The following is a 19572-nucleotide window of genomic DNA, read 5'->3' on the forward strand; positions in this document are numbered from 1 at the left end:
CACGAAAACGAGGATTGGCAAGGTAAAGGTTGGCCAATTTTAGCCATTGCGGAAGCACACAAGTATCTTCTTTGGGTAGCTCAAATAAGCACGCATCATGAACCAAGTAGTTGCAGGCATTTTGGTCTTTAAATTGGAGTAAATAATTTAATACCGCTTGTTCATCCTTAAAAATCGTGGCTAATTTCAAAGCATGGTCTTCAGCAACCCCATTACGCTCCACAATAAGGGCTAATTGACATAAAGGAAGTACTTTTTGATAACAGTCAGGATGAGAAAGTTTCTTATTATTTTCTGCTCTAAAGCCATCTAATCCCCATTGCTGTAACGTAGCCCTCATGAAAGAGGCCCCTTCATCACCATAATCATGGTGAATGCGCTCGATGAGCTCATTGGCTTTGGCGCTAAAGGCGAGTGCTTTTTGTTTTAATCCCTGAAGGGTTTGGAGTTCTTGTAAAATATTCAGCATGGACAAGGTTGGCATATGTTTTTTCTCTAAGGTTGGATTATGTGAGGTGGCCAAATTAGCTTTTTACTGGCTGCATAGGTCTCACTAAAACCAGTACAACAAAAAATGGCTCACCTCATTTCAATATGCGCAGACTTTAATCTATATGGTTGTTCAATATAACTGTCGAAAATGAACAGGTACAAAGGCATAGAAATACAGGTAATAAAGACAATGTATCTGCTTTAGAAGTGATAAAAACTAAATCCGGTCACATAATCGTTAAAGGGAATGTTTGGGGGTAGTAAAATCTGTCAGGTGATATGACTCCGAAGAAGATTAGCACAAGAGCCTAAGAAAGGCTCTTCATCATTGATGAGTGACACAATATAAAAGAGGCGTGTCTTGAGAGAACAGGTCCATTAAGTTTTATTTTAAATATCCATGCTTCAAAACAATAGCATACAAGCGAATGGGTCATTGTGACACGAACTCATATTAAAATTTGCTTCCAAATGTTCTTTTGGCTTCATAAAGATCCGTTGGGTGTTGAGATTGTATCGCTTCTCTAACAGTATTTTCTTTTTTCTCAAATACAGGGTTTTTGAGAATATTCTGGTATTGAGACAGAAGTACTTTGGGAAGATTGCGCCCAAAACGTCGTCTCGTGGACGAATCATCCTCGGACTTATAATCATAACCCAAACTATTTTGGTGTTTCTTGATTGGGCTATCAAGTTCTGCACTTTTCTCTAAAGACAATATCTCGGAAAAGTCATCTATATCCAATAGCGCTCCCATATCAAACGTTCGAGAAGGATTGGTACAGTAACTCTGATAAGAAAAAACAGTACCTAGACTCATGGTATTCATTGCTTTAAGAAAAGGAAGCATTTCATTATCAGTAGGACGATAATGGCCACTATTATTAGTAATTTCTCGTAAGCAGCCATTTTCAAAAAACAAACTTCCCACGCCTAATACTTTTTTTCCATTGCTTAAAAAAGAATGATTCAAGTTAGGATCACAAAGCAGTTTTGGAGGCTCCTCACAGGTTAATACAAAATTATGCTCCCCATCTAAATGATTACCCTCCGCATCAACAAATTCATGGTTTTCTTCATCAAAGACTGCAAAATAGGGAGCTTATACATTTTCCTGATGATCTACAGGTAAACGCCGCATGGCTTTGCGTTCAATTTTAAACTCCGGCTTCATAGAAATGATTTGGTTCATTTCTTCGCCATGAAAAACGATGTTATTCGGATAGAAATTTTTAGGCATAATGACAAATTTTTAAAAGATTCAAATGATTGGGGTTTATTTTAATAACGTTTTTATTGAAAAAATAAATATTCAGGCAGTATCTTCTTGAAAATACTAACAACCTTCATAATTCTACGTTACCATTTAACCAAGCAGAAAATTTTTAAATATTTATGATTGAACAATCCTTCGACGAATTATCACGACACCCCGACTTTCTAGTTTTAAAGCGGATATCTATGCAATTTAAAGAACGTGCAGCTAAACCTTCATCCAAAATATATATGACAACCATCATTGATTTGGAAACAATGGGAATAGATGCAACCCAACATGAAATCATTGAAATAGGCATGCTTTCATTTTTATTTTCCAATGAGGACGGAATCCTAGAAATTAAACATACTTATAACGAACTGAATGACCCTGGAAAACCAATACCCCCTGAAATCACAAAAATTACCGGCATTCGTAATGAAGATCTCATTGGCAAAATAATTAATTGGGACTTTGTGTTGCAAGCACTTAAAGAGAGCCATTTAATAATATGCCACAATGCTCAATTTGATCGTAACTTCTTAGAATTGCAAACACCTGAAGAGATACAAAAACAAGTTGTATCTCTCCCTTTCGGTTGTACGATAAAAGATATTGATTGGAAAGTGCGGGATTATGAAAGCTCAAAACTTGATTACCTTAACTGGAAGTTGGGATATTTTTATGATGCTCATAGAGCAATTAACGATTGTTGGGCTACCTTAAATCTACTTTTGCAGGAACCAGGTGCTTTTGATGAGCTAAAAAACAATGTACGTAAAAAACAAACTCTTATTTGCGCCGAGAGCGCTCCTTTTGACAAAAAGGATTTGTTAAAAAATCGACTTTACCGCTGGTCTGACGGCACAGGAAAAATTCCCAAAAGCTGGTGGACTATAATCGATAATGATGTATTGGCAGAGGAAAAAGCTTGGCTTGATACTGAAATTTATAAACAAACAAACAAAAGCAGCTCTCTTCCTCAAAGTGAAATTACTGCTCGAAATCGCTATTCATTTAGAGCTGAATTAATGAAGAAATAGATCATGAGTCAATATGAAGACTTGTATTCAAATTTGATGCTAAAGGGCTATACTAGTAGTTGCATTAGCAAGTTGAACCCGCGAGATCAGCTTGCTTAAAGTCTGATTATTACAACTAATCAGACTAGTGAAATAAGATATAGCTCGAATAAAATTTTAAAATTATCCTAAAATTTCATTTGGACTCAGCTCACTCAACCGCCAATTCCTTCCATCTATTCTTATAGGTACTTTATCATGTGGTGTTTCATCATCTAACTGTATATATGAGTCCGTCCCAACAAAATTCTTAGGGAATAATACAAGACATGAATCTTTAGTAAATTTTGAGGGGGTTTGTTTACATGTATTCAAGATTTTTACGAAATGGCTGAACTAATACCTATTAAGAGCAATTTTGCGTTACTGATGATGATTTATAATTATTGATGTAGGAGGGAAGTTACAATTCTAAATTGTACCATTTTATTATTTTTAATATAGTTCTTCTAAATATAAACTCTCCATCATTATAAATTTTACACGCTGTCGCAAAATTATAATGTCCACCACCATGAATCAACTCATTTCTTAACTGAACTAAGCTATTTAATGCAGTAATAATTTTTTGATAATCATCAAAGCATTCTGATATAAAATATCCAATAATTATATTTCTTGTCGAAGATTTAAATTTATCATTTTCAGGTTTGATTAAAAGACTTTCAAAAGCAGTAACAAGATAAAGCACACATCCTGCACTATAGTTATCAGCATCTACATATAAAAAATAGTTTATTAAGGAATTAATTAAATGCTTTTGTTCGTTTTTTTCAATCATTGTTTGGAAAAATTTTAGCGATATGTCTATAAAATCGGTATCAATATCTCTTAATTTTATGGATTTGAAAAAGTCATTATTTAGAGAAAAGTTCAAGGATGTATAATGTTCTAACTGAAGCGAGTTTGCTATATCTATTTCGAGGGTAGCTTTTTCTTCTCGCTTAATTCGTAATATATCTTTTATTAAAAAAAAAGAAGCAATTGTTCTACATAGCTGCCCAAATGCATGATCTATATTTCCAATAGGAAAAAAATTATAACCATCAAAGTTAGCTTCAATAGAAAAAATATGGTCAGTAATTTCCAAATTTAAATTTAACAAATTTTCATCTAAAAACTTTGTTCCTTCTTTGAAGATGATAGTTTTATGGTAATTAATACTATTACTCATATTTTTAAGTAATAGAGAAAATTTATATTTTATAGTTTTTTCACCTAAAATAATATTCAATTTCTGAATGAAATCATGATAATCAATTCTGCTAAATGTTATTTCGGATTGGATCATTTGCTGAACACAGGATATACAATTTTTCTTGATTACTGGATTTTTAATATCTAGTTGCTTAATTAAAGAATCAATTTTGCAGGATCGGTTTATTGATTCAAATTGGTCCTTAAATATACCTCCATTTAAGCAGAACTCTTTATAAAAATTTTCAGGCACTATCTGTTGCAATAGAGACTCATTGTCCTTTTTCATGAAAATCCAATTTCATTTGTTTTATTTAGTGTAGTTCATTTAAAATTTGTATTGGAAACTTCTTTTTTAAAAATTGCTTCATCTTCCTAACCATCCACTCCTATTCAAAAACATGTGTTTTTGGGGTACTAATTTAGATAGTCTTTCCTACACTAACCATTTTACAAATAGATTGGATTGAATGTTTCTCGTTCGGTAAAGAGTTTTACAAGATCTTTTTGCTCATCAGTAAGTTTCTCAGGCCTGACTCCGTGCCTTCCTCTCGCCCTTGCGGCTTCGAGGCCAGCCAAAGTACATTCCTTAATTAGATTTCGCTCAAACACAGATGTAGCCTACAAAAAGCTGGTTGATGAAAGACTCTTCATTCCTGTTACCATACATCCAGATATTGAACTGACCCCAGGGTCAGATTCCAGACGATTATTGCGATATTTTATGATGATGCTGGTTATTATCAGAAAGGTTTCCCCCTTCTTCAGCTCCTTGATTGCCTGAATTTAGGCTGGATTTTGATCGATATTTATAATTGTCATATCCTTTTGCGGTTAATTTTTTAAAACCTTTTATCTACGAACTTATTCCACTCTCGATTTGAATATTGGGAATCAATAAGTTCATCAATCTTTTCATTAAGTTCATCAATCTTTTCCTCCATTTTTTTGACCACATTGTCTGCAACTTTATCTGCTAATAAATAACCAAACCCGAACAGACCTAAACATATTAAAATCGTTTCCCACATACTCATCTCCTAACAAAAAATAGGCATTATACTATTGTTTGATCAAAATTAAATCATAACCATTTAAGCCACCTTTATAATCCCTCAAAACCAGCAACGGTTAATCCAATCGCTCTGAGGTTCCCAAGACGTCTCGTATTCCTCCCATGTTTCAATACTTTTTCTAATAAATCATAACCTCTGGGTGAGCTGCCAAATTAAGTTTGACTTTTCCTTATCGCTCATGACCGCTACTCTTAATAGCAGCCTAAATATTTAGACAGCAATGCAGTTAAAGAAAACCTAGGTATTATAAATTTGAGTCCGCTGATATCGTGACTAACTATACTATTGGATTTAAAATTTAAACAAAGTAATTTCGATATGAGCTTTCGATCTCAATATCAATAATAGATGTCTATTAATTTATAAATTAGTAGACAGATGAAATGTTGACCTTGTACCGTCTACAAAATCTTTTTTAACGACTTAATGGACATTAGAGTCTATTAATCGATTTAATGAACAAAAACATGCCTTAAAGGTATTTTTGACAAGCATCAATCAAAATGCTCATCATTCAAAAAAATTATCGCAACTAATACATAACATTCAGCTTAATTTTGCTGAGCTAAATTCTAAAAGGTGCTTAATTAGACTATGCATTTCCTCTGGGACTTCATCAACGTGCATGGCCTCAATTATGGCTGTTGGCGTTAAACTTAGACCACAAACCTTTTGAATATCTTGATTTAATACACTTAATGCCTCCTTACCAGGAATAATTTCTAATCTGGTTAATGGAGAACCCCAACGAGATTCAAATTCATTTAAAGTTTGTTCATTTATTGTTGATTTATGTTGTCCTGTTGAATTTGAACGAGCAAACCGCTCATTAAACTCCAAGTATTGAGCAGTTAAATAATGCTTTTTTGAAATTGCAAAGTCATCAAGTAAATTACCAATGTCATTAGGATATTCCAACTTTTTTCCTATTCGTTTCAAAGTATCCTCAATCTTACGAGAAATTGCCCGCCTAATAGCTTCAGGGACTAGTAAAAAATTTTCAATCTCTTTCCTTTTATGAATAATTACGTTATCACAAAAATTTTTACATTGAGCGATTATCGATAAGCATTCCTCATTACTCCGATAATCCTTATCCATAATTGCTGTCACCAATATTTCCACTCCAAGAGTAAATTCCATACCTATTTTTAAACTTCGAATTCGTTCTGGATTAAAACCCTCAACAGGAATTACAGCAAATTCACTACGATTGCTAACAATATCAACCTTAAGCTTTTTTGCAAATTTACCTAAAATCTGGAAATCCTTACCTTCAACGAATAATGCTTTGCGTGTTTTTGCAAGCTGAGTCAATATTGGATTAATATTGGAACCCAAAATAGAGAATACTTCTCCTAATTGAGAAGGATTTTTAATTCTTTTGGCTGATGTTTTCTTTTTATCTATAAGAACAATCTCATTAGTATCTGCTTCTGTTATTATTTCTGTTGAATGTGTTGCGATAATAATATCTGGACCAAGATTTTTTAAAATTCCAAGTAATTGCCTCTGCAGATCTGAATGCAAATAAATGTCAGGTTCATCTATTAAAAATAAAGCTGCTTCACTAGACTGGATAACATGAGTAAGCATTTGGCACCAAACTTGAAAACCAAATCCTGCCCAAAAGATTTCCCTTGGAATTCGCTCCTCAGGACAAAACATATACAACTTGGGTTTGCCATGTGACGTGTCAATTTTAGGCTTTTCAATATCCATTCCAGGCCACGTTCTAATCAACGTTGATCGAAACTCCTCGAATCTTTCGGGATAATGGTACCAAATATTTCTGAAATTTCTGGCTGCTTTATAATTAAATAGAGCGTTTCTGGCTGCTTCCATTTCAAATAAACTTTCATTATGCTCTACAGGTCCTAGAATAGGTACAAACCCAATTGGACAGTTAAAGTTTGATTTAAATGTTGTAGTAGATAATATTGGTTTTCCTTGTGCATCTAAAATAAATAAGCAGCTATTGGCTTCAGGAAAATACAGTATCATTTTATTCCCATTAGATAAATAAAATGTAATTTTTGCGGGTTGAGAATCATCATAATTGAAATAGATATTTTCTTCTGCAATAGAAATAGAATTCAAATCAATCTTGTAGCCATACGTGTTTCCATTCGGTCCCTCAACCCTCTCTGGCTTACGGGTACTTGCTTTTCTCATTGCAGCAGCTAAGATACGAAACGCAGCTATTATTGTTGACTTTCCAGCATTATTTGGCCCCACCAAAATATTAAAGCTCTTTAAATGTAACACAAAATTATTAAATGCTTTAAATCTTTGAAAATCTACGCGAATAAAGCGATTACTAATACTCATGCAAGAAACTCTCCTTAATAATAAAACCTTTAAACCCAAAAAAGTCACTATGAATATAATAGATATTACTGGTTAATGTATTTGTATAAAGTTGTCTTTCCTACACCAACCATTTTACATATTGATTGAATTGAATGTTTTTTATTGGCATATAGTGTTTTCACTAATTCTTTCTGCTCATCACTAAGTTTTTCTGGTCTACCACCTTGACGACCGCGTGCACGAGCAGCTTCAAGCCCAGCAAGAGTACGCTCTTTTATCAGATTGCGCTCAAACTCAGAAAGCGCCCCAAATACATGAAACATAAACCTACCAGAAGGTGTTTCAGTATTAATTGCTTCAGTAACACTATGAAAACCGATTCCCTTTTCTTCTAGTTTACTCACATAAGCAATTAGATGTTTGAGGGATCTCCCTAATCTATCCAATCTCCAAACAACCAAAACATCCCCTTCTCTGAGAAAATTTTCGACTTTTTCTAATCCAGGCCTTTCTGATACAGAACCACTTATCTTATCCGTAAAAATTTGCTCACATCCTGCCATTTTCAATTCATCCAGTTGCAAGTCTAAATTTTGCTCATGTGTTGATACTCTGGCATACCCTACTCTCATTACTATTCCTTGCTGTTCAGAAAGACTAAAAGACTAGATTAAAATGAACTTTGATTAATGTATAGAGTTTTCGAACTAGTTTTCACTAACTATCACTAATTTTTTCACATCAATTTGATGCGTTCACAAACCCATCCTAACTTGGAAGATTAGCTCCAACCACCCATTGTCCAAAGTTGGGGTTCACAATGTCTCCATCAAGTCTAATCCCTGCGAGCACGCTGTGCGTGCCTGCAGGGCTAACGCACCTGATTTTTAAAAATAAGTAATAAAAAGATCAAATCAATGTAAGAAATGGATCAAATGCCTATGAGAAAAGGCTGGTATACAAGCGAGTATGAAATAACTAATACTTCAAGCCTATATAACACCATGGAGTATTTTAAATTATCATCTGATGCATTGTTTTCACATTAATTGATCCCCGAGTTATTAATCATAATGTACGTCATGAAATGAAAGATATTTTAATTATTTCCCTATTGGCGGTGATATGCGGAGCAGATAGTTGGGGTCGATATCGAACTATTTGGAAATTGTAAGAAAGAGTGGTTAGGTACATTTTTAAATTTACCACATGGAATTCCCTCCCACGATACATTGAGACGGTTCTACTCCATATTAGATGCTAAAGAATTTGAATTATGTTTTATGTCATGGATAGCAACATTAGTTGAGAAACACCAAGGAGAAATCATCGCAATTGATGGAAAGACATCTCGAAGAAGTCTTGATGAGAATCGAGGATTAAAAGTATTACATTTAGTGAGTGCTTGGGCAAGTGAGAATGGACTTGTTTTAGGCCAAGTAAGGTGTGGCGATAAAGGAGGTGAAATTGCAGCAATGGAAACTTTATTAAAAGCACTCGATTTAAAGAATAGTACAGTGACAATGGATGCAATGGGTTGTCAAAAAAAATTAGCGGCTCAAATTATTCAAAAAGGAGATCATTACATGTTGGCATGCTAAGGGAAATCAAGGTTCGCTCCATGATAAAATTAGGACGATTTTTGAAAAAGCAGAAGAGATGCAATTTAATGCTATGGTTTACTCTAAAGATACTCAAGTAGATAAAACATGGTCGGGTTGAGCAAAGAGACTGCACAGTATTTCATGTGATGTATTCACCAGAATTTCAAGAACAATGGGTAGGCCTAAACAGTTTAGTTAAGATTAAAAGTGACGTATTTAAGCAAGGACATACGACAACTCAAACACGCTACTATATTAGTTCACTTCCTCCTGATGCTGTAATTTGTGCGCGGGCGATTCGACAACATTGGGGGTAGAAAATAGTTTACATTGGTGTTTGGATATGAGTTTTAATGATGACTATGCAAGAGCCAGAATAGGAAATAACGCGGAAAATTTTGCTGTTCTTCGCCGAATCGCTTTAAATTTACTAAAAAAAGATGGCTCTAGAAAAGCAAGTATTAAAGGAAAACGAAAAATCGGGGGATGGGATAACTCTTTTTTGAAAAATTCACTCAATTTGACTAATAATTGCAGTGCGTATACCGTGCGCGTGCCTATTGCCTCAGGCCACGCTTAATAAATCGTTAATCAATATGATCGATAATAGTTGTAAAAGAATTTATTGGAATCATCCATGTCCAATTTAAGTCAAAAATTTAGGGAATCATTTATAAGCTATTTAAAAAATCCTCATAGCGCTAAAAACAAAGAGAACTTTGTGAATTATGCCTTTGCCATTTATGAAGATGCGGTGACTCATTGCGGTTTAGAGCCCGATAAATACATCACCTACATGTTCAAAATGATAAAACCAGCTGTACAGGGAATAAAAATAAGTCCTGACATTGCAAAAAAATTGGATGGTTTTATTCGCGCTTTAAGTTTTTCAGATTTAAAAAAAGAGAATCAGGCATTTCATGTATTGAACATTTGTTATAATTTAATGAGCCCGAAAAAATCCTGCCTGAGAGAAGTAATTAAAAATTTTTTGATTTTGCAAGACAAGTTGAAACGAGAAGATTTTATAGTCACCAATAGAAAATTTTCTGGTTCATTTTTCCTAAGTAATGCAGATGTTTCTAATGTGAGAGGAAAAAAAGCAGTTATAGATAACTTGATCATGTTCGTTTCCAATGACGTTTTTAAAGTGTCAAAAGAGGCTGGGAAACAATTTTTTCCTGTTTCTTTTGATGCGAAACAAAAAATTCAATATCTCGAAAAACATATTGATTGGTTATCAGAAAAAGAATGCGGGCGAATATTATATAACTTACTTCAAAAAATAAATCCTATATTGAGTGCCCAAGGCAATTCTGCGGATATAAGAGACCATGCTGAATATATGACTGATTCAGGGAAACGAAGTGCATTGATGATTCACTCTTTCAATGATAAATGGTTTTTTACCTTTCTTGCTAAAATGGTGAAAACAATTAAAGAGGCACTCGGAATGAAAACCTCTGCAGAACATCTTCTTGAACACTCGGTCGATGAGGCTGAAAAAGCAGGGGTTACTTTGAAATAGACGTTTTTGATTGATGAATCTTTAGTGAAGAATCATTTGTTTTTCAAGCAAGGAAGCACTAGTATGAAGCGTGATAGTATAATTAAAATATCAGGTCATAACTAGGATAATAGGAGTTTGGGGTGAGTAAGGCTTTTACTAAAAAAGATAATAAGTATACTGAACCAGGGCGTCCAGACGTAAAACTACCAAGTACCAAAAATTATATGACCCCTAATGGTTTTGCAATGCTGCAAACTGAATTACGTAATTTAATAAGCAATGAAAGACCAGAAATTGTGAAAGTAGTAAGTTGGGCAGCGAGTAATGGAGATCGCTCAGAAAATGGGGATTACATTTATGGAAAAAAGCGTTTACGTGAAATTGATAGACGCATTCGCTATTTGACCAAACGATTAGAAAGCGCTCAAATAGTCGATCCTAAACTTCAAGTAGGTCTTACCCAAGTATTTTTTGGTGCCACTGTCCAATACATCGATGAAAATGGTGAATCCCATTCTGTCAAAATCGTAGGTCTGGATGAAGCAGATATTAATGCAGGAAAAATAAGCTGGGTTTCACCCTTGGCGAAAACATTACTGAAAGCTAAAGTTGGAGAGAGTAGGACCTTACGGGTTGGTGCTGAAGCATGTAATTTAACGGTGACGCATATTTCTTACATCATCTAATTTTATTTTTAAATTCAAGTTTGACAATGCCTGCTTCATTAATACAATCTCTATGACCAAAATGAACTTCGATTTATAACCAGCTGCTAACTCACAGGTATCAATAATACTTGTGAGTACATTATCTACGGTTTTATAAAACAACCAGGTGTTACGCCCTCTGATAGAGGTTTTTAACCTCGCTCCATATCGTTGTTATGGATGGGCTGTCTGGAATTCCCGACAGAGCTGTTGTTGATAATCATCGATTATTTCTGGTTTAAGATGTAACGAATCATTGCTCAAAATTGACTCGAATTGATCGTAATCCGAATGATCTGCTGTTATCGTTTCAATAGCTCCAGTTTCAATATTCACTTCTTCATTATTTGCAAGTGGGATCAACTTATCAAAACTATCTTGCTTTAAAATATCAAGCACCGCAAAGGTTTCAGGAGTAGGTTTGGAATAACTTGTAAATACTTTTAAATCTTCATCACTCGCTTTATATAATGCTTTAATCACCTTCACCATCTCATTATTCGTTGGTTTATAATGGCCGCTATGATTGCTCATTTTAAACAACCTGCCATTTTCAAACTCCAAGGTTCCGACACCAAATACTTTTTTTCCATTAGCCAAGTAAGAATGATGCAATGTCTTACTACACAACAATTGAGGTGGTAGTTCTGCGGTTAAACAAAAATTATACATACCTTCTGGGATATCACCATTGGGGAAACTAAAAAAACTATCCTCTATAGTCACACAGCACTCTCCCTGCTTCTCAGAAGTAAGATATTTATTTTTTTGTGGTTCAGAATGCTCGAAAAAACGCATGTTTTTACGTTCAATTTTAAAATCGGATTTTAATGAAATTAAAGTGTCCATCTCATAACCATGGAAAGTAACAGAGGGGTATTTATTTATTTTTCTTTTTTTTATTTCGTTCTTAAGGCTTTCGCTGCTTTTTTTTCTTTTGCCCATTGTCCCATACTCACGCATAAAGTTAAATTTATGCGCGATCATACATGAGAAAGCTTAAGATATGCTTAAAAATTGGTTTTTGGCATCACTATACTCAGGGCGATTTCATCAAAGTTTAAAAACCTATCACTTTTCTCAAATATTTAGTAGAAAGGGCAGCTTTCAATCGTTTTAAAGCAATGCCTTTCTGAGATGATTGGTCATCCTCAAGTAGTTTGAGCACAATTTTTCTCATAATGCTTAAGTTTCTATCTGCATATCCTCGATAAATAGGACACTGATCTTCATTCATCCCGACGTCTAATTTATAGTGCAACCCGTTTTCTATCTGCCAATGCTGTCGTATGGCTTGTTGGATCGTTTGGTGCTTTTTATAAGGTAAAGAGGTAATGTAGTAGCGGGTTGCTCTTTCAATGTTTCCAGTGGGTAAATGGCGTATGGACTCTACGCGAATATAGACGCTTAAATCCTTCCATTGTTGGCGATAGCCGGGTAAGTACATTGCAGGTAAGAGGGTATAAGTCCTTTCTTCAATGCGACTGTGGTCATAATTGCGTGACTCGCTTTGTTGATAAACCATGGCCTTATAGTTTAGTTCATCTGCTTTAGCAAAAAGAGAATCCACTCTTTTATGTAGCTGTTCATGATTCTTTTTTAATGCAAGCACATAATGTGCTTGTTTGAGGCGAATGAGATTGGCAATTCCCTTTTGAGTACCCATCGCATCTATAGTTATTATTTTATCCTTAATATTCAGAGCTTTTAATAAAATGGGGATCCCTTTTATTTCATTACTCTTATCAGGAGTAGCGATGCTTCCAAGAGTTGCAGACAGCCGAGGGCTAAAGGCATTAAGAAGATGGCTTGCTTTCTTATTGCCTCGCTGATGCGAGGAGCCACGGCTTGTTTTACCATCAATAGCAATGACATCATCTACAAATAATAGACTTATTGCCTCTACCCATTCCCTTATGCAGCGTTCAAACTCTAAGGGTTCAATTAACGAAAAGACCCTCCCCAAGGTTTGATGACTGGGAACACCTTCACTTAAATCAATAAATTGACTAAGCCAACGCTTGCGACTTTTTGCAAAAACCTCCATCGCCTTCCAGCCATTACAGCCGCAAATGAGGCCACATAAAACAATAACTAATATACTCAATAGCGAATAAGTGCAACGTCCTCCAACTCGGGGATCGTTTATTGATAGAAAACAATGAAACAAATATTGATTTTTTCCAAATTGTCGCGTACTTTCTAACACCATCAGGCTCCTTCTTAAGATTTTTATAATCTACGTCGGGAAACGTAGGTGCCTGATTTCTATCAATATTTATTTAAAAATTCTACTACTTCATTCCTTTTATTTTAGATTACAGCTGGATTGACTGATTAATTCTTAAACTTTGGTGAAATCGCCCTGGGTATACAAATGTTTTTTATGCCCTAAATGAACTCACATTAATTGTAATGGGGCTCTACTATCCAAGAAAAAAGTTCTATTGCATAAGAAGTTCAAATTTACTAATCGAATTTATAAGTACTCCACAGTGATACTTAGTTTTCCTTCTTAATTTCCAATCAAATACAGCAAAAATTTTTATTTTACTCATGAATTATTATCAAGAGTCATTCCATCATTTCATTGGTATTTAAGATTTTTTTCATATTAATTAAATATTATGTAAGATCGATTTCACAATTGACTAAGCTTAATCAGCTTAATAATGGAATTTATTGGAGGAAAAATATGCAAAATATCAACACCAAGATCAAAATAAATACTAAAATTGAGCCTACTGAAAGTGCTGGAGTCACAAAGAAAGGTCGTTATCATGGTTATATTCAAGAAATGAAAACCTTCGAAAACAGCCTCACGTTTTTTAATCAAATGTTAGATAAAGCGCTTAAAAATCCAAATGATAGCAATATAAATGAACTCGAAAAATATACAGAACAGCTCCCATTTTCTGAGAAATCAAAAGGCCCTCAATAAACCAAGCATTCCGGGGGTATAGTCAATAAACCCTCGGAATAAAAAAATTGATCTTTCTCTTATTCATTAAAATCAAACAAGTTAAATTTATGAATATTCCATATTGGAAATTGGTTTTCCTAAAAGTCGTTCTTATATAATCTAGCGCTAATTATCATGTGTTTAAATTAACCATATGAGCAACAATAATCCATATGGGGGACTACCATGAGAAGTAAACTGATACAAACTGCATTACGAGCTGCTGAGCAAATTGCTGAAACACAAGCGATTAAATCAGCTCCTATACAAAATTTGACACATAACTTAATGAGTTCAAATTTTATACCTAATGCAAATCATGTGATGAATACAAATTTTATTCCTGTGGTGACTACAAATTTTATACCTACTACACCCAATATAAATCCATTGACAAAAGATATAATGGAAGGGCTTAAGAGAGAAGAAAGTAAAAAAACGTTTCTAAGAGATTTTGAGAAATATAAGGAAGAGATTCAGAGAGAGCGCTACCCCGTTAATAACCCAATCTCATTTAATATTCATCAAAAAAACAATGAAACCAAAGGAGATCTTGTAATTGATACAAAACAAAAGGCTAATGATCCTACTCCTGCTAAAAAATTTACTTCAGCAAAAGCAATACAAGATGAAGTATTCAAGGAAGCTAAAGAACATATCCAGGACTATCGGCCTCTTTTGGTTCTTTTCAACGTATCTGAAGGAACTCTAAAAAAAACCTCCATGCCGTTATTTGAAGGTATCTATGGTGCATTTGCTGATAAAGATGGAATACCTGAAGATAAAGCAAAAGCGGTCCTACAATTAGCTAAGTGGCTTGTACTTGCAATAATAGCTTTCGCTCTTTATGAATATGTCAATAAGAAATTAAATGAAGTTAAGAACCTTGATGCTCAAGCTGTTGCAAATTACTCCCAAGCAGAAGATCTCTACGATAAAGCAATTTTGATTGCCCAGGAATGCGCTCGTCAACTGAATTCGATAAATGAGTTAACGAAAAATAAAGACTTAAATGAAAATCTATTAAAGCTATTAAGGGAGTGTGCTGCTTCCGAGGAGAAGGATTCTGTTATCGGTGCGAGTATTAATGATCTGAGAGCCTTTGTTGATAGTATGGTAAATAATAAGCCCTTAGAAAGATCTCAATTGGATGGCAAAATCGAACGAAAACTCCAATCCTTAGAAGAGCACAATCCATTGGCATCGATGCTCTTAGAGAAGAAAGGAGCAAAAGGATATAAAGGCACAGAAAATGCTTTACAGTATCAAGTTGATAAATTTGATAACGTAATAAAACATAAGAAAGAAGGCGTAGAATTAAGACAAAAAGAAATACAGTTAAAAACCGATAGGATTGAAGAGCTAAATAAGGATACGCAAAAAATCGAGACAAAAATAAATAAGAATATATTTGTCAGAATGGGATTTTTTACACCTTTACATCTCACTGCCATTTCAAAATGCAATGAAAGCAAAGATGAATTAAAAAACATTAAAATCGATAAAGAAAATGACAAAGAAGATGATAACAATCTCAGACTTTCAGTCGATTAATACTCTATGTCATCATGAAATAGACTTATAGATTTCATGATGACATTTACTGTAACAACTAAGAATGTTTCATTTGAATTTACACTCACTACTTGCCTGAAACAGGAGCACTTGTTACGTATCTTTTTCTACATGCTGATGAATATAAGGAAGTGCTTCTTTCAGTAATTGACCTATATACTGAATTATTCGAGAGTCAATACGATTTTGGTGGCAATACCAGCATAAATTTATTTTTTCAGAAAAATCTTTTATTCTTAATTTTATCAATTCTTCATCATAATATTGCTTGGGCAACACACTCCATCCTAATCCCCGCTTGACTAATTTTTTTATTGCAAGCAAAGAAAATAATTCATGCTTCACTAGAAGTGACAATTGTTCTTTGGAAAAGCGCTTTTCCAAATTATCGCGAATAGAAAACCCTGTTTCGGTTAAGATACATGTATATTGAGCAAGCTTTTTTAAATCAAGCTCTTTTTCATTTGCTAATTCATGTTTGGGGGACACAACAACATAAGCATCTTCTTCATCAAGTGGATTACATACAATAGAACTATTAGTTTTCAGATCTTGGGTTGTTAATGCCATATCAATTAAGCCATTTTGTAATGCAGGGAACAGCTCTTGCTTTGTCATATGTTTGATATGAAAATTGGGGAAATTAGTCACATTTTCATTTAAATAATCTATGAATAAAGGCAAAAATTGATAACATGGCAAAGTTGACGTACCAATAATAATAGGTACTTCTGTGAGCTCGGGACTTTTTAAATTAGCAGCAGCATCACATAAAGTATGTAAAAGTAATCGAGCATATGGAATAAGTAACTGTCCCTCCATAGTAGGAAAAATCATATTTCCCCTAGTTTCAAATAATTTAGTTTTAAATTCATTTTCCAAATTATTAATGCGCTTGCTAACAGCAGATTGAGTCACAAATAAACGCTTTGCTGCGAGTGAGTAAGAGCGATATTCGTAAACCATTAAAAATGATTTTAATTCGTTAGTATTCATGATATTAGCTTCAAAAGTATGATGAAGATTCAAACATTTCAAACTGCATAATATTTTTTATTTTAGCATTAATACTTCAGATCTTATACGAGCAAGTTATGTTAACATTAAATTTTATCTTAATCTTATCTTACGAATGTGATGCAGAACGCCCTAATAAAATTCTTTCAAATTTATTCTAAAAATGAAGCCCCTTTTATGCATCAGCAACTCGCTGAATGGCGTGCCACACGCCCTTTAGCAGGATTACGCATACTGCATCATGTCCCCGTAGTAGTTAATACTTTATTAAAAATCGCCTGTTTGCTTGAAGCAGGGGCTGATGTCACAGTGACCAATCCTAGTGATTTTTGCCATGCTCATCCGCAAGCTGTATCTGCTTTAAAAGAAGCCAATATTTCTTACGTTGAAACACCTCTATCTCTTGTTGGGGAGCAATTTGATCTTTATTTTGATTGTAGTGCCCAACTCTATCAATTTTTAGGATCTCCCAAAATAGGAGCAATTGAATTAACAGGTTCAGGGGATTACTTTTATCGACATCACAATCTTGATTTCCCAGTAATTAGCATTGATCGCACTTTAACAAAGCAGCTGGAGACTGTTTTCGGTTGTGCCGAAAGCAGCCATATGGCACTCACAAAACTAACAGGAATTACCCTTAGTGAAACATCATGGGTTATTTTTGGTTTTGGCAAAATTGGTCACGGAGTAGCTTATTTTTGTAATCAAAATAAAATTCCAGTTGTTGTTGTCGACATCTGTGAAAAACAAAGAAATTTAGCCAAAAATCTAGGTATAAAAGCCATCAACCCTGAAAATTTTAATGAACTAGAACGTGCTTTAATTGAAGCAAATGTTGTTATTACCGCAACAGGTAAAAAAGCCATTTTGAATGATTATCCTCATTCGTGGTTTAGCGGTAAAATCCTAGCTAATTTAGGCGTTTATGACGAATTTGGTCCTCATTTTAGTGAGGATGAAGTACTAAATCATAAAATGCCAGTCAATTTTGTTCTTGAGGATCCCACGCCAATGAAATATATAGATCCAGAATTTTATATTCATAACCTTGCTTCATTAATACTACTTAACGAAAAACTCGCCAATGGTGTCTACGGAATACCTGATGAAATGGATCAGAACATTATTCAGCGTTGGTGCACTTATCATTCATTTCCATTAGATCAAATCAAGTTATGGTTTTATGATCCTAATCGATAATCAAAAAGATTTAGCGCTTTATTAAGATTTGTTTGATCATTCCCATGATCATCGACTTTAATCTACGCTACATTGAAGAAATGGAACAAGACTAAAAGTCGTTAATCTTTTAAAATAAATTTACACATTGTCCATCATACTATATATTTTCGTCATTTCTGGTAAAATCAAATCAATGAACTCATCACCTGAAACACCAATACCTAGTAGCCCAAGAACCATCATTTGGCTGGTCAGTGTATTTTTTTTACTATTTCAATTTTTTTTACAATTATCATCAGGAATCGTTATTGGCGCAATAATGCATGAGAAAAAACTCACCGCATTAACTGCCGGTCTGTTGAGTAGTGCCTTTTATTATGTATATACCACCATGCAAATCCCCGTCGGTCTTCTTTTTGACCGTTACAATACTCGTATTCTGTTATCACTAAACGCACTACTCTGTGCTTTAGGTTGCTTTCTATTTTCTACAGGGCATAGCTTATTTATATTATTTTTAGGACGCTTAATCATTGGCGGAGGTTCAGCTTTTGCATTTGTTGGAGTAACTCGTGTTTTACGGCAACATTATCCATTAAATCAATATGCTTTTATGATTGGATTGTCTGAAACCTTAGGTTTTACCGTTACTGTATTCGGTATGATTGGAATGGGGGCACTTATAAACCAGATTAGCTGGCAAAACTTTATTGCTGGTGCAGGAGTTATAGGACTGTTAATTTCCGTCCTATGCTGGAAATATATTCCTAATAATAAACCCATCATCAATAATCGCGCTCAATACAAAGTACATCTTTTATCAATGTTAAAGAATAAACTTGTTTGGATAAATGGATTATTTGTTGGTTTAGAGTTTTCTGTTATTACTGTTTTTGCTGCGCTGTGGGCTGTGCCTTTTCTCCAATTAAAATTAGAAGAATGTACTCTAAGAACAGCAAGTATTTTGACTTCTATGGTTTTGTTTGGTGCTGGCTTAAGTTGCCCGATTTATGGTTGGCTCTCTATGTATTTACCTAAACGTAAACCATTAATCCATATTTCATGTTTATCAACCGCCATTTTATTTCTTCTAATGCTGTATTTACCCATACATAGTGTATTCATAATGGGGATTTTGCTCTTTGTTATTGGGCTTTGCTGTGGCGCTTACATGCTTGCATTTACGATTGCAAATGAATTAGCACCTCCGGAATCACTCTCTGCATGCACAGGCTTTACCAATACGTTGGCAATGTTAAGCGCCCCTTTATTACAACCATTAATCGGTTATTTCTTGGATCATTTCAAGGGGAATACCAATCTTCATGCACTCAATGATTATCAATTTGCTCTTTTAATTATTCCCGTAGCATTAATTTTGGCGAGTCTATTATCACAATGTCTTCCAGATAAATCACCTTAAATTAACGTGAGTTTCGTATAAAAGCATGAGGTTTTACTACGAACCGTTCAGGCTGAGGAGATGCCACATAAGCGTTCACGTAATAGCGGTAATAGGTCACTGGTGATTAGCAAAAACCAAAGATTTTTTCCCGGAGAAATGATCCATCAAAATCTGCGAGCAAACATCAAA

General features: G+C 34.3%; 20 protein-coding genes. 11 read left to right on the forward strand and 9 right to left on the reverse strand.

Annotated elements, in window-relative coordinates; all coding sequences use genetic code 11:
• Positions 1-484 (reverse strand): hypothetical protein (locus Lsan_RS05095; protein WP_193392681.1); only part of this gene is annotated, 484 nt, incomplete at its 3' end.
• Between the two features lie 462 nt (positions 485-946).
• Positions 947-1465: a hypothetical protein gene (locus tag Lsan_RS22850; RefSeq protein ID WP_237762040.1), complete on the reverse strand. Its 519-nt coding sequence runs from the start codon at positions 1463-1465 to the stop codon at positions 947-949.
• A 422-nt stretch (positions 1466-1887) separates the two neighbouring features.
• Between Lsan_RS22850 and Lsan_RS05105 the strand changes: the two genes are divergently transcribed.
• Positions 1888-2793, forward strand: a complete 906-nt coding sequence (locus tag Lsan_RS05105) for a 3'-5' exonuclease (RefSeq protein WP_058513434.1) — start codon at positions 1888-1890, stop codon at positions 2791-2793.
• Positions 2794-3235: 442 nt separating this feature from the next.
• On the opposite strand, the gene Lsan_RS05110 is transcribed toward Lsan_RS05105, so the two are convergent.
• From Lsan_RS05110 to Lsan_RS05125, 4 genes are all read right to left on the reverse strand, one after another.
• Positions 3236-4318 (reverse strand): hypothetical protein, encoded by a 1083-nt coding sequence (locus Lsan_RS05110; protein WP_058513435.1) that lies wholly within the window; start codon positions 4316-4318, stop codon positions 3236-3238.
• A 553-nt stretch (positions 4319-4871) separates the two neighbouring features.
• Positions 4872-5060, reverse strand: coding sequence for a hypothetical protein (locus Lsan_RS05115; RefSeq protein WP_058513436.1), 189 nt, complete (start codon positions 5058-5060; stop codon positions 4872-4874).
• 591 nt (positions 5061-5651) lie between these two features.
• Positions 5652-7436: an ATP-dependent nuclease gene (locus Lsan_RS05120; RefSeq protein ID WP_058513437.1), complete on the reverse strand. Its 1785-nt coding sequence runs from the start codon at positions 7434-7436 to the stop codon at positions 5652-5654.
• 65 nt (positions 7437-7501) lie between these two features.
• Positions 7502-8050: a recombinase family protein gene (locus tag Lsan_RS05125; RefSeq protein WP_058513438.1), complete on the reverse strand. Its 549-nt coding sequence runs from the start codon at positions 8048-8050 to the stop codon at positions 7502-7504.
• Between the two features lie 416 nt (positions 8051-8466).
• Here Lsan_RS05125 and Lsan_RS23495 point away from each other — a divergent pair, with 416 nt between their 5' ends.
• The 6 genes from Lsan_RS23495 to greB all read left to right on the forward strand — a co-directional run bounded on the left by Lsan_RS23495 (position 8467) and on the right by greB (position 11218).
• Positions 8467-8592, forward strand: coding sequence for a transposase family protein (locus Lsan_RS23495; protein WP_420324285.1), 126 nt, complete (start codon positions 8467-8469; stop codon positions 8590-8592).
• The gene (locus Lsan_RS05130) at positions 8570-9019 is read left to right on the forward strand and encodes an ISAs1 family transposase (protein WP_272947141.1); all 450 of its coding nucleotides are present in this window, start codon (positions 8570-8572) and stop codon (positions 9017-9019) included. Before Lsan_RS23495 ends, Lsan_RS05130 begins: the two co-directional genes overlap by 23 nt.
• A 149-nt stretch (positions 9020-9168) precedes the next feature.
• Entirely contained in the window at positions 9169-9339 is a 171-nt protein-coding gene (locus tag Lsan_RS21955; RefSeq protein WP_157068285.1) for a hypothetical protein, read from the forward strand.
• Positions 9340-9365: 26 nt separating this feature from the next.
• Positions 9366-9602 (forward strand): hypothetical protein, encoded by a 237-nt coding sequence (locus tag Lsan_RS05135; RefSeq protein ID WP_058513440.1) that lies wholly within the window; start codon positions 9366-9368, stop codon positions 9600-9602.
• Positions 9603-9659: 57 nt separating this feature from the next.
• A complete protein-coding gene (locus Lsan_RS05140) occupies positions 9660-10550 on the forward strand; it encodes a hypothetical protein (protein ID WP_058513441.1) in 891 nt (296 codons plus the stop codon).
• A 122-nt stretch (positions 10551-10672) separates the two neighbouring features.
• Positions 10673-11218 (forward strand): transcription elongation factor GreB, encoded by a 546-nt coding sequence (gene greB, locus Lsan_RS05145; RefSeq protein WP_058513442.1) that lies wholly within the window; start codon positions 10673-10675, stop codon positions 11216-11218.
• Between the two features lie 195 nt (positions 11219-11413).
• Here the strand turns inward: greB and Lsan_RS05150 are convergent, their stop codons facing one another.
• The gene (locus Lsan_RS05150) at positions 11414-12088 is read right to left on the reverse strand and encodes a hypothetical protein (RefSeq protein ID WP_133134291.1); all 675 of its coding nucleotides are present in this window, start codon (positions 12086-12088) and stop codon (positions 11414-11416) included.
• Between the two features lie 211 nt (positions 12089-12299).
• The gene (locus Lsan_RS05155) at positions 12300-13448 is read right to left on the reverse strand and encodes an ISAs1 family transposase (protein ID WP_058513685.1); all 1149 of its coding nucleotides are present in this window, start codon (positions 13446-13448) and stop codon (positions 12300-12302) included.
• A gap of 486 nt (positions 13449-13934) precedes the next feature.
• Here Lsan_RS05155 and Lsan_RS05160 point away from each other — a divergent pair, with 486 nt between their 5' ends.
• The gene (locus Lsan_RS05160; RefSeq protein WP_133134405.1) at positions 13935-14180 is read left to right on the forward strand and encodes a hypothetical protein; all 246 of its coding nucleotides are present in this window, start codon (positions 13935-13937) and stop codon (positions 14178-14180) included.
• Positions 14181-14525: 345 nt separating this feature from the next.
• Positions 14526-15755 (forward strand): hypothetical protein, encoded by a 1230-nt coding sequence (locus Lsan_RS05165; protein ID WP_237762042.1) that lies wholly within the window; start codon positions 14526-14528, stop codon positions 15753-15755.
• Between the two features lie 114 nt (positions 15756-15869).
• On the opposite strand, the gene Lsan_RS05170 is transcribed toward Lsan_RS05165, so the two are convergent.
• On the reverse strand, positions 15870-16772 hold the full coding sequence (locus Lsan_RS05170) for a LysR family transcriptional regulator (protein ID WP_058513445.1): 903 nt from the start codon (positions 16770-16772) through the stop codon (positions 15870-15872).
• Between the two features lie 141 nt (positions 16773-16913).
• Between Lsan_RS05170 and Lsan_RS05175 the strand changes: the two genes are divergently transcribed.
• Positions 16914-17996, forward strand: a complete 1083-nt coding sequence (locus Lsan_RS05175; RefSeq protein WP_058513446.1) for a Rossmann-fold NAD(P)-binding domain-containing protein — start codon at positions 16914-16916, stop codon at positions 17994-17996.
• A gap of 175 nt (positions 17997-18171) precedes the next feature.
• Entirely contained in the window at positions 18172-19401 is a 1230-nt protein-coding gene (locus Lsan_RS05180; protein ID WP_133134404.1) for an MFS transporter, read from the forward strand.
• The last annotated feature ends 171 nt before the right edge of the window (positions 19402-19572 follow it).

Origin of the sequence: Legionella santicrucis (assembly GCF_001468135.1) — a bacterium.
GTDB classification, from domain to species: Bacteria; Pseudomonadota; Gammaproteobacteria; order Legionellales; family Legionellaceae; genus Legionella; species Legionella santicrucis.

Bases quoted from the DNA above. Each gene is read 5' to 3' on its own strand.
- Lsan_RS05105 (WP_058513434.1), top strand. From the start codon at position 1,888: ATGATTGAACAATCCTTCGACGAATTATCACGACACCCCGACTTTCTA.
- Lsan_RS05110 (WP_058513435.1), bottom strand. From the start codon at position 4,318: ATGAAAAAGGACAATGAGTCTCTATTGCAACAGATAGTGCCTGAAAAT.
- Lsan_RS05115 (WP_058513436.1), bottom strand. From the start codon at position 5,060: ATGTGGGAAACGATTTTAATATGTTTAGGTCTGTTCGGGTTTGGTTAT.
- Lsan_RS05120 (WP_058513437.1), bottom strand. From the start codon at position 7,436: ATGAGTATTAGTAATCGCTTTATTCGCGTAGATTTTCAAAGATTTAAA.
- Lsan_RS05125 (WP_058513438.1), bottom strand. From the start codon at position 8,050: ATGAGAGTAGGGTATGCCAGAGTATCAACACATGAGCAAAATTTAGAC.
- Lsan_RS21955 (WP_157068285.1), top strand. From the start codon at position 9,169: ATGTATTCACCAGAATTTCAAGAACAATGGGTAGGCCTAAACAGTTTA.
- Lsan_RS05135 (WP_058513440.1), top strand. From the start codon at position 9,366: ATGAGTTTTAATGATGACTATGCAAGAGCCAGAATAGGAAATAACGCG.
- Lsan_RS05140 (WP_058513441.1), top strand. From the start codon at position 9,660: ATGTCCAATTTAAGTCAAAAATTTAGGGAATCATTTATAAGCTATTTA.
- Lsan_RS05150 (WP_133134291.1), bottom strand. From the start codon at position 12,088: ATGGACACTTTAATTTCATTAAAATCCGATTTTAAAATTGAACGTAAA.
- Lsan_RS05160 (WP_133134405.1), top strand. From the start codon at position 13,935: ATGCAAAATATCAACACCAAGATCAAAATAAATACTAAAATTGAGCCT.
- Lsan_RS05165 (WP_237762042.1), top strand. From the start codon at position 14,526: ATGAATACAAATTTTATTCCTGTGGTGACTACAAATTTTATACCTACT.
- Lsan_RS05170 (WP_058513445.1), bottom strand. From the start codon at position 16,772: ATGAATACTAACGAATTAAAATCATTTTTAATGGTTTACGAATATCGC.
- Lsan_RS05175 (WP_058513446.1), top strand. From the start codon at position 16,914: ATGCAGAACGCCCTAATAAAATTCTTTCAAATTTATTCTAAAAATGAA.
- Lsan_RS05180 (WP_133134404.1), top strand. From the start codon at position 18,172: ATGAACTCATCACCTGAAACACCAATACCTAGTAGCCCAAGAACCATC.